Origin of the sequence: Sphingomonas ginsenosidivorax (assembly GCF_007995065.1) — a bacterium.
Lineage (GTDB): Bacteria > Pseudomonadota > Alphaproteobacteria > Sphingomonadales > Sphingomonadaceae > Sphingomonas > Sphingomonas ginsenosidivorax.
Window position 1 is genome coordinate 710,833 of the sequence record NZ_VOQR01000001.1, and the last position, 22,155, is coordinate 732,987.

The 22,155-nt window shown below is 68.3% G+C and carries 21 protein-coding genes; 8 read left to right on the top strand and 13 right to left on the bottom strand.

Annotation, left to right across the window (positions count from 1 at the left end):
* Nucleotides 1–3: 3 nt before the first annotated feature.
* A complete protein-coding gene (gene wecC / locus FSB78_RS03130; protein WP_147079881.1) occupies nucleotides 4–1,275 on the bottom strand; it encodes a UDP-N-acetyl-D-mannosamine dehydrogenase in 1,272 nt (423 codons plus the stop codon).
* Nucleotides 1,259–2,380, bottom strand: a complete 1,122-nt coding sequence (gene wecB, locus FSB78_RS03135) for a non-hydrolyzing UDP-N-acetylglucosamine 2-epimerase (protein WP_147079883.1) — start codon at nucleotides 2,378–2,380, stop codon at nucleotides 1,259–1,261. The genes wecC and wecB overlap by 17 nt, the downstream gene beginning before the upstream one ends.
* Nucleotides 2,381–2,500: 120 nt before the next feature.
* On the opposite strand from wecB, the gene galU reads away from it, so the two are divergent.
* On the top strand, nucleotides 2,501–3,373 hold the full coding sequence (galU, locus tag FSB78_RS03140) for a UTP--glucose-1-phosphate uridylyltransferase GalU (protein ID WP_147079886.1): 873 nt from the start codon (nucleotides 2,501–2,503) through the stop codon (nucleotides 3,371–3,373).
* Nucleotides 3,374–3,377: 4 nt separating this feature from the next.
* Here galU and FSB78_RS19425 read toward each other — a convergent pair whose 3' ends face one another.
* The 8 genes from FSB78_RS19425 to FSB78_RS03180 form a co-directional block, all read right to left on the bottom strand.
* A complete protein-coding gene (locus FSB78_RS19425) occupies nucleotides 3,378–4,781 on the bottom strand; it encodes a sugar transferase (RefSeq protein ID WP_242007960.1) in 1,404 nt (467 codons plus the stop codon).
* Nucleotides 4,781–5,539, bottom strand: coding sequence for a HesA/MoeB/ThiF family protein (locus FSB78_RS03150; RefSeq protein ID WP_147079888.1), 759 nt, complete (start codon nucleotides 5,537–5,539; stop codon nucleotides 4,781–4,783). Before FSB78_RS03150 ends, FSB78_RS19425 begins: the two co-directional genes overlap by 1 nt.
* On the bottom strand, nucleotides 5,536–5,955 hold the full coding sequence (locus FSB78_RS03155; protein ID WP_147079890.1) for a hypothetical protein: 420 nt from the start codon (nucleotides 5,953–5,955) through the stop codon (nucleotides 5,536–5,538). The genes FSB78_RS03150 and FSB78_RS03155 overlap by 4 nt, the downstream gene beginning before the upstream one ends.
* Nucleotides 5,952–6,389, bottom strand: coding sequence for a dUTP diphosphatase (gene dut / locus FSB78_RS03160; protein ID WP_147079891.1), 438 nt, complete (start codon nucleotides 6,387–6,389; stop codon nucleotides 5,952–5,954). The genes FSB78_RS03155 and dut overlap by 4 nt, the downstream gene beginning before the upstream one ends.
* Nucleotides 6,386–7,570 carry a bifunctional phosphopantothenoylcysteine decarboxylase/phosphopantothenate--cysteine ligase CoaBC gene (gene coaBC / locus FSB78_RS03165; RefSeq protein WP_147079893.1) on the bottom strand — a complete coding sequence of 395 codons (1,185 nt, stop codon included), beginning with the start codon at nucleotides 7,568–7,570 and terminating at the stop codon, nucleotides 6,386–6,388. Before coaBC ends, dut begins: the two co-directional genes overlap by 4 nt.
* Nucleotides 7,571–7,580: 10 nt before the next feature.
* Complete coding sequence (locus FSB78_RS03170) at nucleotides 7,581–8,657, bottom strand: hypothetical protein (RefSeq protein WP_147079895.1); 1,077 nt, start codon at nucleotides 8,655–8,657, stop codon at nucleotides 7,581–7,583.
* 4 nt (nucleotides 8,658–8,661) lie between these two features.
* Nucleotides 8,662–10,197, bottom strand: coding sequence for a 2-polyprenylphenol 6-hydroxylase (gene ubiB / locus FSB78_RS03175; RefSeq protein ID WP_147079897.1), 1,536 nt, complete (start codon nucleotides 10,195–10,197; stop codon nucleotides 8,662–8,664).
* A 250-nt stretch (nucleotides 10,198–10,447) separates the two neighbouring features.
* Nucleotides 10,448–11,212, bottom strand: a complete 765-nt coding sequence (locus tag FSB78_RS03180) for a class I SAM-dependent methyltransferase (RefSeq protein ID WP_147079899.1) — start codon at nucleotides 11,210–11,212, stop codon at nucleotides 10,448–10,450.
* Nucleotides 11,213–11,268: 56 nt separating this feature from the next.
* On the opposite strand from FSB78_RS03180, the gene mutM reads away from it, so the two are divergent.
* The 4 genes from mutM (at nucleotide 11,269) to FSB78_RS03200 (ending at nucleotide 16,137) form a co-directional block, all read left to right on the top strand.
* Nucleotides 11,269–12,084: a bifunctional DNA-formamidopyrimidine glycosylase/DNA-(apurinic or apyrimidinic site) lyase gene (gene mutM, locus FSB78_RS03185; RefSeq protein WP_147079901.1), complete on the top strand. Its 816-nt coding sequence runs from the start codon at nucleotides 11,269–11,271 to the stop codon at nucleotides 12,082–12,084.
* A gap of 110 nt (nucleotides 12,085–12,194) precedes the next feature.
* Nucleotides 12,195–12,458, top strand: a complete 264-nt coding sequence (rpsT, locus tag FSB78_RS03190; RefSeq protein ID WP_031394736.1) for a 30S ribosomal protein S20 — start codon at nucleotides 12,195–12,197, stop codon at nucleotides 12,456–12,458.
* A 448-nt stretch (nucleotides 12,459–12,906) separates the two neighbouring features.
* Nucleotides 12,907–14,391 (top strand): chromosomal replication initiator protein DnaA, encoded by a 1,485-nt coding sequence (gene dnaA, locus FSB78_RS03195; RefSeq protein ID WP_147079903.1) that lies wholly within the window; start codon nucleotides 12,907–12,909, stop codon nucleotides 14,389–14,391.
* Nucleotides 14,392–14,442: 51 nt separating this feature from the next.
* Nucleotides 14,443–16,137, top strand: a complete 1,695-nt coding sequence (locus tag FSB78_RS03200; protein WP_147079906.1) for a hypothetical protein — start codon at nucleotides 14,443–14,445, stop codon at nucleotides 16,135–16,137.
* Between the two features lie 3 nt (nucleotides 16,138–16,140).
* Here FSB78_RS03200 and trpS read toward each other — a convergent pair whose 3' ends face one another.
* The 3 genes from trpS to secB all read right to left on the bottom strand — a co-directional run bounded on the left by trpS (nucleotide 16,141) and on the right by secB (nucleotide 19,406).
* A complete protein-coding gene (gene trpS, locus FSB78_RS03205) occupies nucleotides 16,141–17,160 on the bottom strand; it encodes a tryptophan--tRNA ligase (protein WP_147079909.1) in 1,020 nt (339 codons plus the stop codon).
* A gap of 11 nt (nucleotides 17,161–17,171) precedes the next feature.
* Nucleotides 17,172–18,737, bottom strand: a complete 1,566-nt coding sequence (gene murJ, locus FSB78_RS03210) for a murein biosynthesis integral membrane protein MurJ (RefSeq protein ID WP_147079911.1) — start codon at nucleotides 18,735–18,737, stop codon at nucleotides 17,172–17,174.
* 159 nt (nucleotides 18,738–18,896) lie between these two features.
* Nucleotides 18,897–19,406, bottom strand: a complete 510-nt coding sequence (secB, locus tag FSB78_RS03215) for a protein-export chaperone SecB (RefSeq protein ID WP_147079913.1) — start codon at nucleotides 19,404–19,406, stop codon at nucleotides 18,897–18,899.
* A 159-nt stretch (nucleotides 19,407–19,565) separates the two neighbouring features.
* On the opposite strand from secB, the gene FSB78_RS03220 reads away from it, so the two are divergent.
* Genes FSB78_RS03220 through FSB78_RS03230 form a run of 3 tightly spaced genes read left to right on the top strand, consistent with a single transcriptional unit; the run spans nucleotide 19,566 to nucleotide 22,076 of the window.
* The gene (locus tag FSB78_RS03220; protein ID WP_147079915.1) at nucleotides 19,566–20,210 is read left to right on the top strand and encodes a Tim44/TimA family putative adaptor protein; all 645 of its coding nucleotides are present in this window, start codon (nucleotides 19,566–19,568) and stop codon (nucleotides 20,208–20,210) included.
* Entirely contained in the window at nucleotides 20,210–21,523 is a 1,314-nt protein-coding gene (gene mltA / locus FSB78_RS03225; protein WP_147083979.1) for a murein transglycosylase A, read from the top strand. The genes FSB78_RS03220 and mltA overlap by 1 nt, the downstream gene beginning before the upstream one ends.
* A complete protein-coding gene (locus FSB78_RS03230; protein ID WP_242007962.1) occupies nucleotides 21,498–22,076 on the top strand; it encodes a Smr/MutS family protein in 579 nt (192 codons plus the stop codon). Before mltA ends, FSB78_RS03230 begins: the two co-directional genes overlap by 26 nt.
* The last annotated feature ends 79 nt before the right edge of the window (nucleotides 22,077–22,155 follow it).

Consider the following 22,155-nt stretch of genomic DNA (forward strand, 5'->3'; position numbering starts at 1 on the left):
CGATCAGCGCGCCGGTCGCGGCTGGTCCGGCCAGATCCCGCGGGTGTCAAGCACAGCCTTGTCGATGCGCTCCTCGAGCGGGATCGATCGGAACACGTCGTGGTCGACCAGCACGACCATGATCCCGCACGTCTCGATCGCGGTGTCGACGTCGACCAGAGCCGCCCCGGTGCCGTCGAATGCGGCGGGCAGGGCGGCGGCATGGGGCTCGACGATGCGGACGCGGTCGCCGAATCGCCGCGCGATCGCCGCGGCGACCTTCACCGCCGGGCTCTCGCGGAAATCGTCGATGTTCGCCTTGAACGCGAGCCCCAGACACGCGACCGGGGTGTCGGGTGTCGCCTCGAGCAACGCCGCGACCTGCGCGATGACGTGATCGGTCTTGCCGTCGTTCACTTCGCGCGCGGTGCGGATCAGCGGGGTCTGTTCGGGTGCGGCATGGACCAGGAACCACGGATCGACCGCGATGCAGTGCCCGCCGACGCCGGGGCCGGGCGACAGGATGTTGACGCGGGGATGGCGATTGGCGAGATGGATCACTTCCCACACGTCGACGCCCATCGTGTCGGCGATCAGCGACAATTCGTTGGCGAACGCGATGTTGACGTCGCGAAACGCGTTCTCGGTCAGCTTGGTCATCTCCGCCGCGCGCGCGGTGGTGGTGACGCAGGCCCCGCGCACGAAGCGGCGATAGAAGGTGAGGGCCTTGCGCGCGCACCGCGGCGTGATCCCGCCGATGACGCGGTCGTTGTCGATCAGTTCGACCAGGATGCGGCCGGGCAGAACGCGCTCGGGGCAATAGGCGATCGCGATGTCGGCCTGGTCTCCGGTCCGTCCCGGGACCTTCAGATCCGGGCGCAGCGTCGCCAGCAGGTCGCGGACCTTCTCGGTCGTGCCCACCGGCGAGGTCGATTCGAGGATGATCGTGTCGCCCGGCTTCAGCACGCTCGCGATCGTCGTCGCGGCCTGTAGCACGTAGGCGATGTCCGGCGCATGATCGGCGTCGAACGGCGTCGGGACCGCGATGACGAAGACGTCGGCGGGAGCGATCGCCATCGAGGCGCGCAGCGTGCCGCGCGCGACGACGCCGGAGACCAGTCCGTCGAGATCGACTTCCTCGATATGCACCTTGCCCGAATTGATCGTGTCGACGACGCTGGCGGTGACGTCGACGCCCAGCACCTGCGCGCCGGTACGCGCGATGATCGCGGCGGTAGGCAGGCCGATATAGCCGAGCCCGAGGACGGCGACCTTCAACTCAACGTCCGACAGCATGCGCGACGATCCCTGCTATTGTCTCTGCGGCGTGGCCGTCGCCATACGGATTATGCGCGTGGGCCATCGCGGCATAGGCGGCCTTGTCGTCGAGCAGCGTGAAGATTTCGGAAACGATCCGGTCCTCGTCCGCGCCGATCAGCTTCGCAGTGCCCGCCGCGACGCCTTCGGGCCGCTCGGTGGTCTCGCGCATCACGAGCACCGGCTTGCCCAGCGCGGGCGCTTCCTCCTGCACCCCGCCCGAATCCGTGAGCACGATATCGGCCATCCCCAGCGCGCGGACGAAATGCGGGTAGTCGAGCGGTTCGATCCGCGCGACGTTGGGCCGGTCGCCGAGGATCGCGTCCATCACGGTTACGACGTTGGGGTTGGGATGGACCGGGAACAGGACCGCGACGTCGTCGCGCGCCGCGATCCGGCCGATCGCGCGCGCGATCTGCCCCATGCTATCGCCGAAATTCTCACGGCGGTGCGTGGTGACGAGGATCAGCCGCTTGCCCGCGAACCGCGCGGCGATCTTGTCGAGCCCGCCGGCAAGCCCCGGCTCCGCCGCCACGCGGTCGCGCGTCCAGTGCAGCGCGTCGATCACGGTGTTGCCGGTGACGTGGATCGTGTCGGCGCGAATCGTCTCCGCGCGCAGTGCCTCGGCGGCAGTCTCGGTGGGCGCGAAGTGCAGCGCGGCGATCGGCGCGACGATCCGGCGGTTCACCTCCTCGGGCCAGGGATGGTAGATGTCGCCCGAGCGCAGGCCCGCCTCGACATGCGCGACCGGCACTTTTCGGTAATAGGCCGCCAGCGCCCCGGCCATCGCGGTCGCGGTGTCGCCCTGCACCAGTACCATGTCCGGCCGCTCGGCGTCCATCACGTCTCCCAGGCCCGTCAGCAGCCGCGCGGTGAGGCGATCGAGCGTCTGGCCCGGTTCCATGATGTCGAGGTCGATGTCGGGGACGAGGTCCGCAATCGCCAGCACCTGGTCGAGCAACCCGCGATGCTGCGCGGTGACGCAGGTGCGGACGGCGAGGCCCGGCGTGGCGGCGAGCGCGCGGACGACCGGGAACAGCTTGATGGCTTCGGGGCGGGTCCCGAATATGACAAGGATCTTCATGGGAACCGCCCGTAGCGCATGCCGTTTAATTAGGCCCTAACCGTGTGCGGTCGGGAACCGCGATTTGCCGAGGCCCCGCCGTGCGCGTAGAGGCGCGGCCAGGATTTTCAGGAGTAGTCCATGCCGATCAAGCCGCTGCGCAAAGCCGTGTTCCCCGTTGCGGGCCTCGGCACGCGCTTCCTGCCCGCGACCAAGGCCATGCCGAAGGAGATGCTGACGGTCGTCGACAAGCCGCTGATCCAGTACGCGGTCGAGGAGGCGCTCGAAGCCGGGATCGAACAGATCATCTTCGTGACCGGGCGCAACAAGGGCTCGCTCGAGGATCATTTCGATATCTCCTACGAGCTCGAGGACACGATGCGGTCGCGCGGCAAGTCGCTCGACCCGATCGACGGCATCCGCATGAAGCCGGGCTCGCCCGTCTATATCCGCCAGCAGGAGCCGCTCGGCCTCGGCCACGCGGTGTGGTGCGCGCGCGAGATCGTCGGTGACGAGCCGTTCGCGGTGCTGCTCCCCGACGAGCTAATGGTCGGCGAGCCCGGCTTCATGAAGCAGATGGTCGAGGCGTATAACCAGGTCGGCGGCAACATCGTCGGCGCGCTCGAGGTCGCCGATTCGGAGACCGACAAATACGGCATCATCTCGCCTGGCAAGATCGACGGCCGCCTGACCGAGGTCACCGCCCTGGTCGAGAAGCCCAAGCGCGGCACCGCGCCGTCCAACCTGATGATCCCCGGCCGCTACATCCTGCAGCCCGAGGTGATGCGCATCCTGGAGAACCAGGAGAAGGGTGCCGGCGACGAGATCCAACTGACCGACGCGATGGCGCAGCTGATTGGGCGGCAGCCGTTCCACGGCTTCACCTTCAACGGCCAGCGCTACGATTGCGGCGACAAGGCAGGGTATATCGAGGCGAACCTGGCGATCGCACTGGCACGCGACGACATCGGACCGGTGGTGCGCGCGTTCATGGAGGATCTGCTCGCACGGTAAAGGGTCAGAACGCGTTGCGGTGGAGGAGGACGCGGAAGGTCAGCGCGACGATCGTCAGGTCGCGCCAGATCGACCAAGTCTCGAGATACTCCAGGTCGGCCTGCAACCGGTTGCTTAGGTCGCTTTCCTCGACGGTGTTGCCGCGATAGCCGCGGACCTGAGCAAGCCCGGTCAGACCTGGCTTGGCGGCATGGCGCGTCCAATAGCGTTCGTCGACCTCCCAATATAGTTTGTCCGCTGCCTTGGCGCCCAACGCATGCGGGCGGGGCCCGACGATGCTCATCTCACCGGTGAGGACATGGAAAAGCTGCGGCAGCTCGTCGATGCTGGTCTTGCGTATCAGTCGGCCCATCCGTGTGACGCGGTCGTCGTCGCGGGCGGTCAGTCGAGCGCCGACGCTGTCCGATGCCTCGGTTCGCATGCTGCGAAATTTAAGCATCTGGAACATCTCGTTCCCGCGGCCGATCCGCTGCTGCCGGAAGAACACAGGGCCAGGACTGTCGAGCTTGATCAGCACAGCCACGATCAGCATAAGCGGCAACAGAATGATTGCCGCAACTCCGGCGATCGAAAGGTCGAACGCACGCTTCACCAGCCGGTCGAACAGATCCAGTGGCCCGGTGCCGACGACCACGGTCGGTTCGCTGCCGTGCAGGCCTATCCCCAGTGGCGCTAGCCCGGTCAGCTCGGGTACGATGATCTCGCTCTGGATATTTGCGCCTTTCAAGGCGCGCGCCCAGGCGATGCGACGGTCGGGATGGCATGCGATGACGACCCGGTCTGCGCTACCGAGCGAGCGAGCAAGCCGGTCGTACATCACCGGGTCGTGGAGTTCAGGGTCGAAGAACGTCTCGGCCGCGATCATTACCGAATAGGTGCCGCTCGGAACCGGCTGGTCGAATTCACGGATCAGAACGACGCTGAACGGGTTGCCGCCGACAATGCTCGGCATGTTGCGGATTGCAAAGAACCGGCCTGCGAACAAAGCCGTGATCGACGTCGCGGAGGCGATAGCAACCGTGGCGCGCGGCAGTTCCTCGCTCGACTTCAGATAGAAGGCGATGAAGATGATGGTCCCGATCGATACTCCGAGTGCCTTGACGCCTTTCGAGGCCATGCCGACCGGGTCGGCGAAGGACGATGGCGCATAGGCCTGAAGCGTGATCGCCACTGCGAAGTAGATGGGCAGCAACGTGACGAGGAACAGCAGCCAGCCGGTCTCGGTAGCGAAGATTCCGCGGATCGCGGCGGCTAGCGTGAAGCAGGTCGCGATCGTCAGCACGTCAACGATCAGCAGCGCCGAGAACACCCGGATCCGGAGCAACGAGGAACGCGGCTGCCAAGCGATGTGGCTCGGGTCCGCGGGGCCGTCGAGGGGGGGCATGCGGGTCAGGGTGTCCATAGGCATCATGGCCGCGATCCACAGGCGGGGCATCCGGCGTCCTTGGGCAGCCTGATCGTCCGGAACCGCAGCGCGAGGAGGTCGACGATCAGCAGCTTGCCCGCGGGGTCGTCGCCGAACGGCGCGATCGCGCGCAGGACTTCGAGTGCGGCGAGGCTGCCGAGTACGCCGGTGACGGGGCCCAGCACGCCGTTTTCCGAGCAGCTCGTCTCGGCGCGCTCGGGATCCTCGCCGACGAAGCAGCGGTAGCAGGGCCTGTCCGCTTCCCAGCCGCGATAGACCGCGAGTTGGCCCTCGAACTGCCCGACCGCGGCGGACACCAGCGGGATCCGCTGTGCATGGGCGGCGTCGGCGACAATGAAGCGGGTCGCGAAATTGTCGCAGCCGTCGAGGACGACGTCGCACCCCTGCAGCAGCGCGGCGACGGTGCCGCGGTCCAGCCGGACGCGGTGCGGCTCGACCGTCACGTGCGGATTGATGCGGATCGCGGCGGCGGCGGCGGCATCGACCTTGGCGACGCCGGTGTCGGCGGTGACGAAGATCGTCTGGCGCTGCAGGTTGGACGGCTCGACGATATCGTCGTCGATCAGCACCAGCCGGCCGACTCCGGCGGCGGCGAGATACTGGATCGCGGGGGATCCGATGCCGCCGGCGCCGACGATCGCGACCGACGCCGCCTTCAGCCGCGCCTGGCCGGCGCCGCCGAATTCCTTCAGAACGATATGCCGCGCGTAGCGGGCGAGTTCGTCGTCGGAGAAGCTCATTCGCTCCACGCGAAGGTCATGGTGGTGCGGTACCAGGTATCGGACTGCGCGCCGCGGACATCGACATTGTCGCGCGCGGTGCCGAGCACCAGCCCGGCGGCATATTGCTCGACCGTCGGGCAATCGATCGCGCGCGGCGTGATGCGACGGACCTGGCCGCCCGGCGTCGCGAGCACGGCGAGGTCGATCTTCAGCACCCATCCCTGCGCCGAGGCCGCCGCCGCGGCGCAGCGGCCCGCCGCGACCTCGCTCCGCACGAAGGCGGACAGGTCGGGCATGTCGGACGCGGGCCGGCGGACGCGGAGGATCGGCAACGTGCTCCAGTCCTGCGGCGGCAAGGGTGCGACGACGGCCGGCTGGGTGGGCACGACAGGAGGAGCGGTGACCTGCGCGAGCAGCAGCAGCAGCGCGATCATCGGCCGGTTGACCCGAAGCCGCCGGCACCGCGTACGGTGTCGTCGAGCGTCTCGACCTCGGCGAGCGAGGCGCGCAGCACGGCGGCAGGCACGAGCTGCGCGATGCGGTCGCCCCGCGCGATTTCGAACGGTTCGTCGCCGAGATTGGCGAGGATGACCTTCACCTCGCCGCGATAGTCGCTGTCGATCGTCCCGGGGGTGTTGAGGCAGGTGACGCCGTGCTTGAGCGCCAGGCCGGAGCGGGGGCGGACCTGGACCTCATGGCCGTGCGGGATCGCGATGGCGAAGCCGGTGGCGACCGCGGCCCGCGCGCCGGGCGCGAGCGTCAGCGCTTCGGCGGCGACCACGTCCATCCCGGCGGCGCCGTCGCTCGCATAGGCGGGCAGCGGCAAGCCGTCGCCATGCGGCAGGCGCTTGAGTTCGATGCGGATCATGCCGCGCCTGATAGCGCATCCGCGATACGCTCCGCCAGCCTGTCCGCAACGACCGCCTTGGGCAGGCGGTCCCAGGTCTCGACGCCGTCCGCGGTGATCAGGTGGACCGCGTTGGCCGCGCCGCCCATCACGTCGCCCGACACGTCGTTGGCGACGATCCAGTCGGCCTGTTTGCGCAGGCGCTTGGCGACGGCGTGCTCGACGACGCGCTCAGTCTCGGCCGCGAAGCCAACGACGAGGCGAGGGCGGTCCGCGCCTCGCGCGACGCCCGCCAGGATGTCGGGGTTCTCGGCCAGCGTCAGCACGGGGAGGGCGTCGCCCTTCTTCATCTTCTGCGGTGCGGCGGCGACGTGCCAGTCGGCGACCGCGGCGACCATTACCGCGGCGTCGGCGGGCAGCGCGGCGACGACCGCGGCGGCCATCTCGCGCGCGGTCTCGACGTCGATGCGGTCGACGCCCGGCGGAGTCGGAAGCGCCACGGGACCCGCGACCAGCGTCACGCGCGCCCCCAGCCGCGCCAGTGATTCCGCGATCGCGAACCCCTGGCGGCCCGACGAGCGGTTGGCGAGATAGCGGACCGGGTCGATCGGCTCGTGCGTCGGCCCCGCGGTGACCAGGATGTGGCGGCCGGCGAGGCGCGGGGCGGCGGGGGCCAGCATCGCCTCGACCGCCGAGGCGATCGCGTCGGGTTCCGGCAGCCGGCCCGGGCCGAACTCGCCGCACGCCATCGGACCCTCGTCGGGCGCCATGACGGTGATGCCGTCGGCGCGCAGTTGCGCCACGTTGCGCTGTGTCGCGACATGCTCCCACATCCGCACGTTCATCGCCGGCGCGGCCAGCACCGGCGTATCGGTCGCGAGCAAGATCGTTGTCGCCAGGTCGTTCGCCAGCCCGCCCGCCATCCGCGCGAGCAGATCGGCGGTGGCGGGCGCGACGACGATCAGGTCGGCTTCGCGGCTGAGCTGGATATGCCCCATCTCGGCCTCGTCCTTCAGGTCCCACAGCGTCGTGTAGACCTTGTCCTCGCTGAGCGCGGCGAGCGTCATCGGCGTCACGAAATGATGCCCCGCCTCGGTCAGGACGCAGCGCACCGCGTGCCCGCGCTTCTTGAGCAGGCGGATGAGTTCGGCGGCCTTGTAGGCCGCGATGCCGCCGCCGACGATCAGGAGGATACGCTTCATGCAGCCTCCTTTAGCGCAGGATCCGCCGTACCGTAATCCGTCGCGAATCGAGTGCGGCGCCCCACAGGTCGCGCAGGCCATCGATGGCGAAGACCAGCCCCGGCAGCACCAGCGGTGCGACGAGCAGCGCCCAGTGCGGCGTGTCCGCACGTCCGAACAGCGCGAGCAGCGCGCCGACCGCAATCGCCAGGGCGAGCACGCGAAGCCCGGTCGCATCGTCCCACGCCGCCCAGCCGAACAGCGCGAGGCCGACCAGCAGCGCGGCGATCCAGAGCGGCAGGAAGGCCAGCATCGTACCGCTCGCTGCGGCCTCGACCGCCAGGCCGACGCCGAGCAGCGCGAGGGGATCCGCGGTCGCGTCGAGCGGCTTCACGACCTCGGCGACCGCATGGACATGCGCCGCGAACACCGCCAGCACGAGCGCGATCGCCACCATCCAGCCGATCGTTTCGCGCCGCGCGCCCTCCGACCAAGCGAACGCCAGCATCATGAGCATATAGACGACCGCCGTCTCGCGGATCAGCGCGGCCGCCAGCGCGAAGCCGACCGCGTCGAACCACCGTCCCGGGCGCCGCACCGCGAGCGAAAGCGCGACGAACAGCCCGGCCCAGACCTCCGGCACGACGATCAGCGCAGGCTTGAGCATCGGAAGCAGGGCGAACAGTAGCAGGAGCGTGGCCAGCCACTGCGCGCGGACCGTCCGCACCGCCGCCTTCAGCCGCGCATGCCACGCCGTCGCGACCGCAACCGCCAGCGCATAGAGCAATATGGTGACGGCGAAGGAGGGCAGGTACGCCTCCACCATCGCCAGCGTCGGCAGTCCGAAGGCGAGGACGGGCCGCAGCGGATAATCGCCTGCGCGCAACGCATCCGCGGTCACCGCATAATAATTGCCGCCGTGCCGGACGCTGTCGACGATTCCGGCATAGAAGGCGGTGTCGATCTGGCTCGCGGGCACCGCGAGCGCGGCGAGGGTCGCCAGCAGCGCCGCCACGAGCACCACCAGCGCACCGCGCGCCGCAGTCTGCGACCGGCCGGCGAACCGGGACGGCGTCGCCAGCCAGAGCGGTGTCAGCGGGCGGCGCATCGTCTCACCCGAGCGCGAACCAGGTCGCGGTCACGCAGACGATCGCGGTGACCAGCGCGACCATGGCATAACGCCAGCCGCCTCCGATCCGGACGATCTCGATCGCGCGCAGCGGCGGCGCGAGCGGCTCGCCGCCGGGCGGCGGGAACTGCGCCTCGATCCGGCGAACGAGGTCGGGGAGGCGGGTCAGTAGCCGGAAATCGTCGACCAGCCGGTCGGCCAGTGCCGCTTCGGGCCCCAGCTCGCCGCGGATCCAGTCGCGCACGAAGGGTTCGGCGGTGTTCCACAGATTGATGTCGGGGTTGAGGCTGGTCGCGACGCCCTCGACCATCACCATCGTCTTCTGCAGCAGCAGCAGGTGCGGCTGCGTGACCATGTCGAAGTCACGCGTGATCGAGAACAGGCTCTCGAGCATCATCCCGATCGACATGTCCTTGACCGGCAGCCCGCGCATCGGCTCGCCGACCGCGCGCAGGGCGGTGGCGAATTCGCCGACGTCATGATGCGCGGGGACATAGCCCGCCTCGAAATGGATCTCGGCGACGCGTTTGTAGTTGCCGGTGATCAGCCCGTAGAGGATTTCGGCGAGCCACACGCGCGCGCGCCGGTCGATCCGGCCCATGATCCCGAAATCGATCGCGGCGATGCGGTTGCCGGGCAGCGCGAACAGGTTGCCCTGGTGCATGTCGGCATGGAAGAATCCGTCCGCGATCGCCTGACGCAGGAACGCGCGGACCAGGGTCTGCGCGAGCGCAGGCAGGTCGTAGCCCGCCGCGACCAGCGCGGGGCGATCGGACAGCTTGATCCCGTCGATCCACTCGATCGTCATGACCTTAGCGGTCGAGCGCGCCCAGTCGATCTCGGGGACGAGGAAGTCCGATTCGGCGGTCATGTTCTCGGACAGCTCGGACGCCGAGGCCGCCTCGCGCCGGAAATTCAGTTCGCGCAGGGTCCAGCGCTTGAACGTCTCGATCGTTAGGCGCGGGCGTAGCCGCGCCGCCTCGGGCGACAGCGCCTCGAGCTGCGCGGCCGCCCAGCTATAGGTGTCGATCGCGCGCGCGAACTCGTCCTCGACGCCGGGGCGCAGCACCTTGACCGCGACCTGGCGGCCGTCGGTGGTGGTCGCGCGGTGGACCTGTGCGATCGACGCAGCGCCGACCGGGGTCTGTTCGATCCGGCTGTACAGCTCTTCCAGCGGCCGGCCGAAGCTGGCGAGCATCGCCGCCTCGATCGTCTCGTAGGGGACGGGCGATAGCTGGTCCTGCAGCCGCAACAGGTCGTGCGCGGCGGCTTCGCCGACCAGGTCGGGACGCGTCGCAAGCGTCTGGCCGAGCTTGATCGCGGCGGGACCGATCGCTTGGAACGCATCGGCGTAGCGCGGCACCTTCGGCACGCGCGCACCGATCCGCGCGATCCGCGCGAGGCGACGCACCGGCGCAGGCGTATTCGGATCGCGCTCGATCCCCGTCAGCGCGCCGTGCCGCGCGAGGATCCGGCCCCATTTGAGCAGGCGCCATATGTGGGTGGTCGAGGCTGTCACTTGGCGGCAGAGAAGGCTGGTTCACGCGAAGACGCGAAGACGCAAAGGATAGAAGGATTTTCACGCGGAGGCGCGGAGACGCGGAGGTGAAGCGTCCGGCCGCGAACGCGGCCCTTCATTACCGACGACAGAATGACAGCGCGCTGACGCGCGCGACGACGCTTGGCATGGCCTTGCGCAAATCTCCGCGTCTCCGCGCCTCCGCGCGAACCCAACCTTCTCTTCGCGTCGTCGCGGCTTTGCGTGATCATCAGATCTTCCAGCCGCTGTGGATCGCGACCAGCCCGCCGAGCAGCGGCTCCACCTTGGTCTGCACGAACCCAGCCTCGGCGATCATCGCCTTGAACTGCGGCATCCGCGGGAAGCGGCGGATCGATTCGATCAGGTAGCGGTAGCTGTCGGCATCCTGTGCGAGCAGCTGGCCCAGCTTCGGCACCATCTTGTGTGAATAGGCGTCATAGACCTCGGCGAACCCCGGCCACTGCGTCGTCGAGAATTCGAGGCAATAGAAACGCCCGCCACGCCGCAGCACGCGGTGCGCCTCGCGGAGCGCCTTGGGAATGTCCGTCACGTTCCGGATCCCGAACGCGATCGTATAGGCGTCGAAGAACTTGTCGGGGAAGGTCAGCGTCTCGGCGTTGGCCTCGGTCCAGACCAGCCCGTCGATGCCGCGCTTCTGCGCGCGTTCCATGCCGACTTCGAGCATCTGCGGGTTGATGTCGGCGACGGTGATCGACGCGCCCGACGGCTCCATCCGGAACGCGATGTCGCCGGTGCCGCCCGCCATGTCGAGGATCTGCTCGCCTTCGCGCGGTTTGACCCGGCGGACGAACCGATCCTTCCACAACCGGTGCATGCCGCCCGACATCGCATCGTTCATCAGGTCGTATTTCGCCGCGACGTTCGAGAAGACGCCGCCGACGCGCGCGGTCTTTTCGGACGCGGGGATATCTTCGTACCCGAAGGAGACGATAGCGGGGGCGGCGGCGGGGGTAGGCGCGGTGGGCTGGCTCATGCCTCGCGCTCTAGCCGCGCCTTGTGGGCGGAGCAAACGCAACCTAGCTGATCCTCGTGCCAGAACTCCCCGAAGTCGAAACCACCGTCCGCGGGCTCGAACCCGTGCTGCTCGGCCAGCGCCTGACCCGCGTCGAGCCGCGTCGCGCCGATCTCCGGAAAGCGATCCCGGTCGACCTGCGTCAGCGGATGACGGGGGCGGTCGTCACCGCCTTGTCGCGGCGCGCGAAATACGGGCTGATCGATACCGATCGCGGCGACACGCTGGTGTTCCACTTGGGCATGTCGGGGCGGTGGCGAGTCGATCCGCGCGAGATCCTGCCGCACGACCATCTGCTGCTGGAGACCGAGGCCGGGCGGATCGTCGCGCTCAACGACCCACGGCGATTCGGCTTCCTCGATCTCTGGGCGACCGACGACATCGCCAACTACCCGCCGTTCCTGGCGACGGGCCCCGAGCCGCTCGGGCCCGATCTGACCGCGGCGTATCTGCTGGAGGCGCTGGCGGGGCGGGGGGCGTCGATCAAGGCGATGCTGCTCGACCAGCGGGTCGTCGCGGGGCTCGGCAACATCTATGTCTGCGAAGCGCTGCACATGGCGCGAATCGCGCCGTCGCGCGCCGCGGGGCGGCTTTCGCTGGTCCGACTCGAACGGCTGGTCGAGGCGATCCGCACCGTGCTGACCGCGGCGATCCTTGCCGGCGGCTCGACGCTCAAGGATTATGCGCGCCCCGACGGCGAGCTCGGCTATTTCTCGAAACAGTGGCGCGTCTATGGCCGCGAAGGCGACCCGTGCGACTGCGGGGGCGTGGTGAAGCGCCGCACCGAGAATGGCCGATCGACCTTCTGGTGCCCGCGCTGCCAACGCGGCTGACGATAAGGCGGTTGACGATTTGGGGCGGACTGGCTAAGGACCGCGGCTTCCAGAGGGCGTAGGAACAATCCGGCGCTCTCTTTTATCATTCCAGCATTCACGAGGGCTTCATGGCGAACACGCCGCAGGCGAAAAAGCGTATCCGTCGCAACGACCGTCGCGCGGAAGTGAACGGCAACCGCGTTGGCCGTATCCGCACCTTCATCAAGAAGGTCGAGGCCGCACTGGCATCGGGCGACAAGGGCGCAGCGACCACGGCACTCGCCGCGGCGCAGCCTGAGCTGCAGCGCGGCGTCGCCAAGGGCGTGCTGCACAAGAACACCGCGAGCCGCAAGTTCGCTCGCCTGACCAAGGCCGTGACCGGGCTCGCCTGAGCCTCGTCCCTATTGGTGCGGATCGCCCGCCGGAGTCCTCTCCGGCGGGTTTTTTGCGTCTGCGAGATGCAGATCAAAACCGTCCGAAGAATCGCAGGATTCCCCACGATTCGAGCGATCGCGATTCACGGCGCGTCAGCGGCCAATTTGAGAAAAATGCGTTAATAGAGGAACTTATAAAAAATCCGACGCATTTCCGCGGCTTGTTCAAGTCAAGCCGCATTATTTAGAAAATGTGACAGTCGCAGGCCTTGCTAGACTGGCCGTTCGCTTCATAACTGCATCCAGCAGCGACGGTGAATCACGGTCGCGTCATTGGTACTGGGCGAAGATGCCGGACTGCCTCGTTGCGGTCACGGGGGGACATTGCCTGTTGGAATTCAGTCGCCTGCGCGGACCTCGCGCGGGCTCGGAAAGGTGCGCGTTGACGAATTGGCCGGGACAGACGATGCGAGCGACCGAGGCCGAGCAGGCCTGGGCACGCGTGCGTACGTCGCTCCGCGAATCCGCAGGCGCGCGGCTGTTCGACCAATGGCTGAAGCCGATCGAGCTGGTCCCGGGCAGCGACGCCGACACGATCCGTCTCGCGCTGCCCTCGGCGTTCATGACCAACTGGGTCCGCAACCATTATGCGGACCGACTGGTACTCGAATTCCGCCAGATCATGCCGGGCGTCCGCAGCGTCCAGATCGAGACTCGTGTGGCGGGGCCCGCACCGGTCGCGCTGGCTCTGGTGCCGGATCCGGTCGTTCCCGCACCTGCCCCAGTTCATGCACCGGCACCCGCACCGGCAGCACCGGGCGCGCCACGGACCTTCGGTGTCGACCCGTCGCTTCGGCCTGCGCCGGCTATGGTCGCACCCGTGCCGGTCTCCGCCGCGGCGCCTGGGTTGCCGTTGCCGCTGGCCGAGCGCCCGCCGCTCGATCCGCGCTACACCTTCGATCGCTTCGTCGTCGACGCGTCGAACAAGGTCGCGTTCAATGCCGCCAAGGTGCTGGCCGAGCCGGGACCCGTGCGCTTCTCGCCCTTGTTCCTCCACAGCGGCACGGGGCAGGGCAAGAGCCACCTGATGCACGCGATCGGGCACGCGTTTCTCGATCATAATCCGCACGCGATCGTGCTGTGCATGTCCGCCGAGCGCTTCATGTATGATTTCGTCGCGGCGATGCGCGCGCGCGACACGCATGCGTTCAAGCAGCGGTTGCGCGGCGCCGATCTCCTGCTGATCGACGACCTGCAGTTCATCGCCGGCAAGGACGCGACGCAGGAGGAGTTCTTCCACACCGTCAACGAGATCATGGCGGCGGGCAAGCGGCTGGTGATCTCGGCCGATCGCTGCCCGCAGGCGCTCGAAGGCGTCGAGGCGCGGATCGTGAGCCGGATGGCGGTCGGGCTGGTCGCGGACATCAAGGCACCCGATTTGTCGCTGCGCCGTGCGATCCTCGACCGCAAGCTCGCCGACCTGCCCGACACCCGCGTGCCGCTCGACGTGCTTGACCTGATCGCGAGCCGGATCCACGCGAACATCCGCGAGCTGGAGGGCGCGCTGAACCGGGTCGTCGCCTATGCGCAGCTGACCGGCGACAGCATCGACCTCGACTTCGCGGTGGCGACGCTGGGCGAGGTGTTGCGCGGCGTGCAGAAGCGCGTGACGATCGACGAGATCCAGAAACTCGTCTCCGCGCACTTCGAACTGAAGCCGCTCGACCTGATTTCGGCACGCCGCGCCCGTGCGGTCGCGCGGCCGCGGCAGATCGCGATGTATCTCGCCAAGCGGCTGACGACTCGCTCGCTGCCTGAAATCGGGCGCAAATTCGGCGGTCGCGACCATTCCACGGTGATCCACGCGGTCCGCCGGATCGAGGAACTGCGCGACACCGATCGCGACATCGACGCCGCTGTCCGCGTCCTCATCCGCGAATTGGAAGGCTGAGCAGCGTGTTGGCTAACGCGATGTTAAGCGCGCGCGGCGATGATCGCGCGCATGGAACCCAGCGCTAGCGCCGACCCCGTACAGTCCCTGCTTCTGCGATCGGGCATCGCCGCGCTCCTGCTATGCGCGCTCGCGGCGATCACGATCCGGCACACCGTCCCCGACACGCTAATCGATTATTATTTCTTTCATCAGGACGCCTGGTTGCTGGGCGCCAGTGGGCTGATGCTGTGCGTGCTGTCCCGCTTCGATCTGGGCGAACGACCGCTGGCACTGCGGGCGGGGCCTCTGGCTGCTTGCGTGATCGTCGCAGCCGTGCTGGCCTATGCCGGATCGTTCGTCGTTATGGAGCGCTTCGCGCTGTCCCGCGACGAGATCATGGCGGACTTCGCGGCCGATTATTTTCGGCGCGGCCAGGCGGGTCGTCCGATCCCGGCCGGTCTCGGCGCGTTGGCGAGCGCCATGATGCCGTGGGCCGGTACCGAGCATGGCCTGTGGACGTCGAATTATCTGCCCGTCTCGTCGCTGCTGCGCGCGGCGGCCTGGCTGCTTGGCGATCCTTTTTTTGCAGGACCGCTGCTGCTCGTCATCGGCTGTGGCGGGCTCTGGATGTCCGCTCGGAGGATCTGGCCGGACCGTCGCGAGCCCGCGGTCGTCGCGCTCGTCCTCGCGCTGACCTCGACGCAGCTGCTCGCCAACGCAATGACAGCCTACGCCATGACCGCACATTTTGCGCTGAACGCGGTGTGGCTTGCCTTTTATCTCCGGCGTGACGCCCGTGGCAATGCGGCGGCGATCGCGATCGGGCTGCTCGCCACCGGGCTTCACCAGATCCAGTTCCATATGCTGTTCGTGTCCGGCTTTATCGTCTGGGATTTCGCCAGCGGCCGTCGGCGGACGGCGACTCTCTATGTCGGCGCGTGCATCGGCTATCTCGTGGTCTGGGGCATCGTGTATCCGGACGTCGTCCTGCGATGGCTGCTCGGTCCGCCGCCCGTGACTGCCGAACCGAGATTGCCGCTTGGCGCGCTGCTCATGAAATTCGCCGGCCGGATCGGCGATCTGCAGCCGATCAGCAGCCTCGCGCGGTTTGCGGCATGGCAGAACGTCCTGCTGCTCCCGCTGGCGTTCGCGGGCGCGCGCGATCTCCGCGACGCCGACGGCAAGCCGACGATCATGGTGGCGTTCGCGGCGTCGTGCACGGTCGGGTTGTTGTCGATGGTGTATCAAGGCCATGGCTACGGCTATCGCTACCTGCACGGTCTGCTCCCATGCCTCTGCCTGCTTGCGGCGGGGGGCTGGGTCCACCTGTCGAAGGGGCGCGGGCGTCCGATGCCGGCGACATTGTTATGGGCCGGGTGCGGCTTTGCGCTACTCTTCACCGCGCCGGTCGCGCTGACGCTGTCGCGGTCATTCCTGTACCCCTATGCCGCAGCCTACCGCGTGCTCCGTGCGGCGCCAGCCGATGTCGTGCTCGTGGACGGGCGCGGCGGGGCGTTCATCGAGGATCTGGTGCGGATCGATGGGCCGATCGCGCGGCCGATCCTGCTCGACCTCAGCTTCGTGCCCCTGCGCGTGCTGCCGCGGTTGTGCGCCGCCGGCCGGGTGATGATCTTCGATCAGATGCAGGCGCGGCCACTCGGGATCAGGCCGGGTGGGGATGCCGGCAAGTACGAGCGCCATCTGGTCGCGAGCCGGGCACTGCTGGCCCGGCTGCACTGCGGGCAGCCGGTGCCCCTTGGCTGATCGTCAGATCTGCAGGCCCACTGCGTCCTGCGCGGCGCGAAGGGTGGGGGCCGCCAAGGTGCGGGCCCGGTCCGCGCCATGATCGAGGATCGCCGCCACCGCCGTTCGATCCTCGAGCAGTGCCGTCAGGCGATCGCGGATCGGACCGAGCGAGGCTACTGCCAGATCGGCGAGCGCTGGCTTGAACGCGCCGAACCCCTGGCCGGCGAACTGCGCCAGCACCGCATCCACGCTGCCGCCCGAAAGCGCGGCGTAGATCGTGACGAGGTTGCGCGCTTCAGGGCGGCCCTCGAGCCCGTCCGCGGTCTCGGGTAGCGCATCGGCGTCCGACTTCGCCTTGCGGATCTTTTGCACGATCATGTCGTCGCCATCGACCAGATTGATCCGTGAGGCGTCGGACGGGTCCGACTTCGACATCTTCGCGGTGCCGTCGCGCAAGCTCATGATCCGCGGCGCGGCCTTGCTGATCAACGGCTCGGGCAGCGTGAACAGCTCGACGCCGAAATCGGTGTTGAACTTGGTCGCGATGTCGCGGGCGAGTTCGAGGTGCTGCTTCTGGTCGTCGCCGACGGGGACGTGCGTGGCATTGTACAGCAGTACGTCGGCCGCCTGTAGCACGGGATAGGCGAACAGACCGACGCTGGCCCCCTCGCGGTTCTTGCCCGCCTTGTCCTTCCACTGCGTCATGCGGTTGAGCCAGCCCATCCGTGCGGTGCCGTTCAGGATCCAGGCGAGCTCGCTGTGCGCGGGGACGCGCGCCTGGTTGAACAGTATCGCGCGAGTGGGGTCGATGCCGGACGCGATCAGCGTCGCTGCCATTTCGATCGTGTTCGCGCCCAGCTCGCGCGGATCGATCGCGACGGTCAGCGCGTGCAGGTCGGCGAGGAAGAACAGGCAGTCGTCGCCGTCTGCCATCGCGTCCTGCATCGCCACCCATTGCCGGATCGCGCCGAGGTAATTGCCGAGGTGGAGATTGCCCGTAGGCTGGATGCCGGAAACGACCCGTTTGGAGGTGGCGCGCATGACGACTGGACCTATTTGGAACGGCGGACGAGCGTGGCGATATCGCCGAGCCGGAACGCGCCAGTGAGTAATGTGGCGACCGCATAGACGACCCCGCCGGTCGTCACCAGCACGACCATCGCGCCCCAACGCTCGACGCTGGTGCCGGTCACGAACGGCTGAAACAGGTCGTTCAGGAAGAACATAACCCCGCCCATGATCAACGCGGCGACGAGCAGCCGCCAGGTGCGGCGCACAAGCCGCGCGTCGGCGGTGAAATGCCCGCGGGCGACGAGCGTGCGATAGAGCAGCGCGACGTTGACCGTGCTGGCGATCGCGGTGGCCAGCGGCGGACCCATGTGACCGAGCGGCTTGATCAAGGCGAGGTTGAGCCCGAGGTTCACGACCATCGACAGCGTCGCATAGCGGACCGGCGTCTTCGTGTCCGACCGTGCATAATAGCCCGGCGTCAGCACCTTCACGAGGATGTAAGAAGGGAGGCCGATCGAGAAGGCGGCGAGCGCCTGCGCGGTGAACAGGCTGTCCTGCGCGGAAAAATGGCCATGCTGGAACAGCGCGCCGACGATCGGCCCGCCGCACACAATCAGCGCGACGGTCGCCGGCAGCGTCAGGAACAGCGCGAGCTCCATCCCGCGGTTCTGCGTCGTCATCGCCTGCGCGTCCTCGCCGCGGCCGAGCTGGCGCGAGATCGTCGGAAGCAGCACGGTGCCGAGACCGATGCCGATCAGCCCCAGCGGCAGTTGGTTCAGCCGGTCGGCGAAATAGATGTACGACACCGATCCTGCGGGCAGCAGCGCGGCGGCGAGCGCGGTCGAGACGACGAGGTTGATCTGCACCGCGCCGGCGCCCGCCGCGGCGGGCCAGATCAGGCTCATCAGCTTCCTGACGTCCGGGTTCAGCTGCGGCCGCTTCAGGCGCAGGCGGATGCCGGACGTGCGGCACGCATAGATCAGCCAAAGCAGCTGCAGCGCACCCGAGACGGTGACCGCGATCGCCTGGTTGCGGGCGGTGAGCAGCGGCACATCCGCATGGAACAGCAGCAGCGCACCGATCAGCGTCGCGTTGAGCAGGATCGGCGCGGCGGCGTTGACCCAAAATTTGTGCAGCGAGTTGAGGATGCCGCCGAGTAGCGAGACGAGGCTGATGAGCAGCAGATAGGGCAGCGTCAGCCGCGACAGCTGCACGACGAACGCAAAGCGTTCATGCGGGATGCCGTTGAAGCCCAGCGTCAACAGCCAGGTGACGGGCCAGGCGGCGGCCTCGAGCAGCGCCGTCATGACGATCAGCGTCGGCAGCAAGACCGACAGCGCGTCCTCGGCGAACGCGATCCCGTCGGGCAGCCCTCGACCGTCCTTGGCGCCGACCTTCCGATTGAACATCGGGATGAACGCGGCGCTGAACGCGCCTTCGGCGAACAGCGCGCGGAACATGTTGGGCAGGCGGAACGCGATCAGGAACGCGTCCGACGCGAAACCCGCGCCCACGAACCGCGCAAACAGCGCGTCGCGGACCAGCCCCAGGACGCGGCTGGCGAGCGTCAGCCCGCCGACCGATCCCAGGGCTTTGGCAAGGTTCATGGATGAAGTCCGGGTTGGAGCGAAAGGCCGATCCTCCCCCGCCAGGGGGGGCGCCGAAGGCGTCGGAGGGGGCGGACACGGAACGGATGTTGTCCTTGCCGCCCCCTTCGTCAGGCTGCGCCTGCCACCTCCCCCTGGCGTGGGAGGATCGACAGCGTGTTACGCCTGCCCGAAGTCCCCGACGTTCGGCTGCACGCCCTGCTCGGACTGCTGCAGATACAGCTGCGCGAAATCGATCGGCTCGAGCAGCAGCGGCGGGAAGCCGCCGTCGCGGACCGCATCGCTGAGCACGCGGCGTGCGAACGGGAACAGCAGGCGCGGGGCCTCGCCCAGCAGGAAAGGCTGGACATGCTCGCCGGGGATGTTGCGCAGCCCGAACAACCCGGCATAGGACAGGTCGACGATGAACGCGACTTGGCCGTCGGTCTCGGCGCGGACGTCGATCTTCAGCACGACCTCGTGCACTTCGTCGCCGACCTGCGCCGCGCCGATGTTGAACTGCACGTCGATCGCGGGCGGGGTCGGGTTCTGATAGACCGCAGGCGCGTTCGGGTTCTCGAACGACAGGTCCTTGATATACTGCGAGATCAGGCCCGCGGCCGGCGTGGTGTCCTCGCCGTTCGCGAATGCGGTATCGGCGGCGGTCACGCCATTGTCCTGGTCGTCCATGTCGTCCTGTCCTTTGAAATGCGTAAGGACCGAAGCGGAGGGGTCGCGCGTTCGGGTCCGGTACGATGGTCGCTAGCAGTGCGTGGCGGGCGTTTCAACGGGCGCCGCTTTGATTTGGCCCCCGCATGGCCTATGTTGGCCTGAAGATCGGAGGCTCGGTTGTTCTACGTAGTTCTTCTCGCGATGGTTGCAGGCTTTCTGGCGATGCGACTTTACAGCGTGCTCGGCAAGCGCACCGGCCACGAGCAACCCCTGCCGCGTGCGGCCGAGGAGCGTCCCGCGACGCTGTCGGTGCCGCGATCGGTGTCGCCGGTCGCCGAAGTGCGCGAGATCGCCAACCGCAACATCGAACCGCGCGCCGAACCAGGCCTGCGCAGCATCGTCGCGGGCGAACCCGGCTTCGACGTGGGCCAGTTCCTCGAGGGCGCGCAGGCCGCGTACCGCATGGTCCTGGAAGCGTTCTGGACCGGCGACGAGGCGACGCTTGCTGAACTCGCCGAGGACGATGTCCGCGCCGCGTTCGTCGAGGCGATCGCCGCGCGCAACGCCGCGGGCGAGGTGCTCGACAACCGCCTCGTCACGATCGAGCGCGCGATCATCGCCGACGCGAGCCTGTCGGGTCGCGACGCGCGGATCACGGTCCGCTTCGATGCCGATATCGCCGCGATCACGCGCGATGCCGAGGGCAACGTGATCGCCGGGTCGATGACCGACGCCGTCGAGACGCACGACGTCTGGACCTTCGCGCGGACGTTGAAGAGCAACGATCCGAACTGGAAGCTCGCGGACACCGACGAGGCGTGATGCGCAAACTGGGGGGAGTGGCGCTCGCGCTGATGGTCAGCGCGTGCGTCGGTGGCGTCGAGCCGCCGCGTACCGGCGTCGCACCGGTCGGCCGGCCACCCGATCCGGTCCGTGTCCATCCGACGCGCGATACGGGGGCCTCACCCAATATTCGCGGTATCCAGTCGCCGGCGCGGATCGTCGGGGCCGTGCCGATGCTCGCGGCACCGGTGACGCCCGCGGTCGAGCCCGCGAATGCGGTAGCGGCCGGTGTCCTGCCGGGCCCCGCGATCGGCAGTCTCCCGATTACCGACATCCAAGCCGAGGCGGCATTGGCCGCGTTCGTGACGAGTTGCCCGGCGCTGCAGCGCCGTGTCGACCAGTCGGGGCTGACGCGCGGCGCCGACTGGCAGCCGGCCTGCGCCGCTGCCGCGTCGGTGCCGCGTGGCGGGGCGCGCGCGTTCTTCGCGCAGTGGCTGGAGACGGTCCAGGTCGGCGACGGCAGGGCGTTCGCGACCGGCTATTACGAACCCGAGATCGCCGGCTCGCTGACGCGCCGCTCGGGTTACGAAGCGCCGGTCTATGGCCGGCCGGACGATCTGATCGACGTCGATCTCGGCGCATTCTCGACCAGCCTCAAGGGCAAGAAAATCCGTGGGCGCGTGCAGGGCAGCAATTTCGTGCCCTATTACGACCGCACTGCGATCGAGCAGGGGGCGCTTGCGAACAAGGCGCCGATCCTTGCCTGGGCGCGCGATCCGGTCGAACTCTTCTTCCTCCAGATCCAGGGGTCCGGGCGGCTGCGGCTGCCCGACGGCGAGATCCTGCGGATCGGCTATGCGACGCAGAACGGTCGCGACTATACCGGCATCGGCGCACTGATGAAGGCGCGCGGGCTGCTCCAGCCGGGGCAGACGTCGATGCAGGGCATCGTCGCGTGGCTCCACGACCACCCGGTCGAAGGCCAGGCGATCATGCGCGAGAACAAGAGCTTCGTGTTCTTCCGCGAACTCGACGGCGCACCGCTGGGCGCACTCGGCCTGCCGGTCATCGGCCAGGTCAGCGCCGCCGCCGACGTGAAGTTCGTGCCGCTCGGCACGCCCGTTTTCCTGTCGCTCGACCGGCAGGATGCGAGCGGGCTGTGGGTGGCGCAGGACACCGGCGGCGCGATCAAGGGGAGCAACCGCTTCGACACCTTCTGGGGTGCGGGCGCCGCGGCGGAAGCGACCGCGGGCGGCATGGCCGGGCGCGGTACCGCGTTCTTGCTGCTGCCGGTCGGCACCGTCGCGCGGCTGAATGGAGCGCGATATGGCGGTCCGACCCCTCAACCCTGACGAGGCCCAGCTCTGGGCTCGGGTGATGGCCACCGTGCGACCGATGCGCGCGGTGAGCGTCGGCGCGCATATCCCCGAGAAGCCGGTCCCGGTGGGGAAGGCCGTCCCGCCGCCGCCCGCGCCGCTGCACGGCGTCAAGCCGATCGTGCGGACGCCGGTGCGGATGGCAGCGAAGCCCATGCCGCGCGCGTTGCCCCGGCCGATCACCGAAACCACGCTCGACGGCAGCTGGGACAAGAAGCTCGTCCGCGGCGCGGTCTATCCGGACAGCTCGATCGATCTCCACGGCCATACGCTCGCGTCCGCGCACGCCATGCTCGACGCTGGTTTAGGCAGGGCGATCGCGCGCGGAGACCGCGTGCTGCTGCTGGTCACGGGCAAGCCGCCACGACCCGAAAGCGAACGCCCGCACGCGCGCGGCGCGATCCGTGCAGCGGTGGCGGACTGGCTGGCCGGGTCGCGTCATGCCGATGCGATCGCCGCGGTCCGCGGCGCGCATCCGCGGCACGGCGGGCAGGGCGCGCTCTACATCATCCTGCGCCGCGAACGGTAACCCGTCCGGCGCTGCAACCAAAAGTTGACGCGGCAAAAGACCAAAGGCTTCGCAATCCCTATCAAGCTGGTGGACATTC